Here is a 2535-nt window from a genome sequence, read left to right as displayed (position 1 = left end):
TCGCTCTCTGCGATGCGTGTCGTAGCCGCCGTGCAGGAAACCTTCGACTGTGAAATCAGCGTCCGTGCACTCATGGAAGCCCCCACCGTAGCGGGCCTGGCTCGTGTGGTGGGTGGAGGACAGTCGGGCACCAGGCAAATCTGGGAGCCATATGCGCGTCCGGCCCAGTTGCCGCTGTCGTTCGCCCAGCGTCGGTTGTGGTTCATCCATCAGCTAGAGGGACCATCGGCGACATACAACATCCCTCTGGTACTACGCCTAATCGGTCTACTCGACGTCGACGCGCTGACCCTGGCGGTTGCCGATGTCGTAGCCCGGCACGAGAGTGTTCGCACAGTGTTTCCCGCTACGGCTGGCGTGCCCGAGCAGTGCATTCTCGATGCCTCTGAAGGGCTTGTCGCCTGCAAAGTCATCGACGCCACCAACTGGACCGATCAACAGTTGGATGAGGCGGTCGGTATTGTCACCCGCCACGCCTTCGACTTAGAAACCGAGATTCCCTTTCGTGCAAGGCTTTTCGCAGTCTCGACCACGGAACACCATCTGGCCCTGGCAATGCACCACATCGCCGCCGACGGATCATCTCTCTCGCCGCTGGTTCGCGACCTGACTACCGCATATCAGGCCCGCACCACCCGGACGGAGCCAGGCTGGGAGCCGTTGCCCGTTCAGTACGCCGACTTCACAATCTGGCAGCACAAGCTCCTCGGCGAGGCCGACGATCCTAATACCCGATCTGGTCGACAAACAGTTTTCTGGGAGCGGAACCTCGCTGGATACGCGGGACTGCTGGAGCTTCCCACGGACCGGCCTTACCCCGCCGTCGCCAACCATCAGGGCGGCCAAGTCGTCGTCGAATGGCCCGCCGAACTGCAGGAACTCGTGCGGGTTGTGGCGCGGGAACGCAATGCGACGACGTTCATGGTGATGTCGGCGGCGCTTTCGGTGCTGTTGGCGCGTTTGAGCGGGAGCGCGGATGTGGCGTTCGGGGTGCCGACGGCGGGGCGGGGGCGAACCGAGTTTGACGGCATGGTCGGGTTTTTCGTCAACACGCTGGTGTTGCGTACGCGGGTTTCAGCCGAGATGAACTTCGGTGATTTGTTGGAGGAGGTACGGGAGCGGAGCCTGGACGCGTTCGCGAACCAAGATGTGCCGTTCGATGCGCTTGTCGAGCGCCTCAATCCGGTCCGTACGCAGGCTCACCATCCGTTGATCCAAATCCTGTTCGCCTGGCAAAACGTCACCCTGCCCGATCTGTCTCTGCCAGGTCTCGACATTTCCCCGCAGCGCACGGACACCTTGACCGCTCGAATGGACTTGACTTTCAGCCTGCGTGAGCGGTTCGACAACTCCGGCCGTCCCATAGGCATTGGGGGTCTGGTCGAGTACCGCACCGACGTCTATGACGCCGAAACTGTAAAACAACTTGTTACCCGCTGGCAGCGGGTGCTCACGACGATGCTCGCCGGCACGGACCGCTCGGTGGCGTCAATCGACTTGCTTGACGAGAGAGAACTGACGCAGCTGGACGCCCTCGGAGCGCGGTCAGTGCTAAATGAATCGATCGTGGACCCCGCGATTCCGGAGTTGTTCGCCGAGCAGGTGAGGGTGCGGCCGGACGTCATAGCGGTGGTGTTCGAGGGTCGGTCGTGGACGTATCAGGAGTTGGACGACACATCGACGCAGTTGGCTCATTTGTTGGCTGGGCGTGGGGTGGGAGTAGAGGACGTTGTTGCACTGTTGCTGCCACGTTCGGAACACACTGTGATAGCCATACTTTCGGTGCTGAAGCTGGGTTCTGCTTACTTGCCGATCGACATCAACACCCCTGACGAGCGCCTGGCATTCGTTCTACAAGACGCTGCGCCGGCCGCGATTTTGACCACGGTGAGCCTCGCTGGTCGCGTCAGTAAGTCCGGGGTCCCACTGATAGATGTCGAGGATCCCAAGGTCGCTGAACAGCCGACGACGACGTTGCCGGTGCCGAATGCTGACCTCCTCGCGTACATCATCTACACCTCAGGAACGACAGGCACACCCAAAGGCGTCGGCATCACACAAACGAACGTCACCCAGACCTACGCAGCTTCGGAACATGCTTTCAAACATTCCCCAGATCAGGTGTGGTCGATGTTCCATTCGTACTCGTTCGATGTGTCGGTGTGGGAGATGTGGGGCGCTCTGCTGCACGGCGGCCGCTTGGTGATCATCCCTGAGCATGCCGCCCGCTCCGCAACGGACTTTCACCGAATCCTGGTAGACGAGCAGGTCACCACCGTCAACCAGACCCCGTCCGCACTCGAGATGCTCTCGCCCGAGGGAATAGATCAAGTAAGGACCATTTTTGTGGGGGGTGAGGCATGCTCGCCCGAACTTGTCGATCGGTGGGCTTCAGGCCGAGAAATGATCAATGGCTACGGGGAGACAGAGACGTTCTACGCCTCTATGAGTGCGCCCATGAAGCCTGGTCATGGAGCTCCTATCGGTACGCCGGTGCCGGGTGATGCGTTGTTTGTGTTGGATTCCGGTTTGCGG

At 60.7% G+C, this 2535-nt stretch carries 1 protein-coding gene; it reads left to right on the top strand.

The features are described from left to right. Positions 1 to 12: 12 nt before the first annotated feature. The coding region (locus CH251_RS02320) for a condensation domain-containing protein (protein ID WP_254924357.1) at positions 13 to 2535 on the top strand (2523 nt) is incomplete at its 3' end.

Source organism: Rhodococcus sp. 06-462-5 (genome assembly GCF_002258315.1).
Taxonomy (GTDB): Bacteria; Actinomycetota; Actinomycetes; order Mycobacteriales; family Mycobacteriaceae; genus Rhodococcoides.
This window is presented reverse-complemented; position numbering and strand designations above follow the sequence as displayed.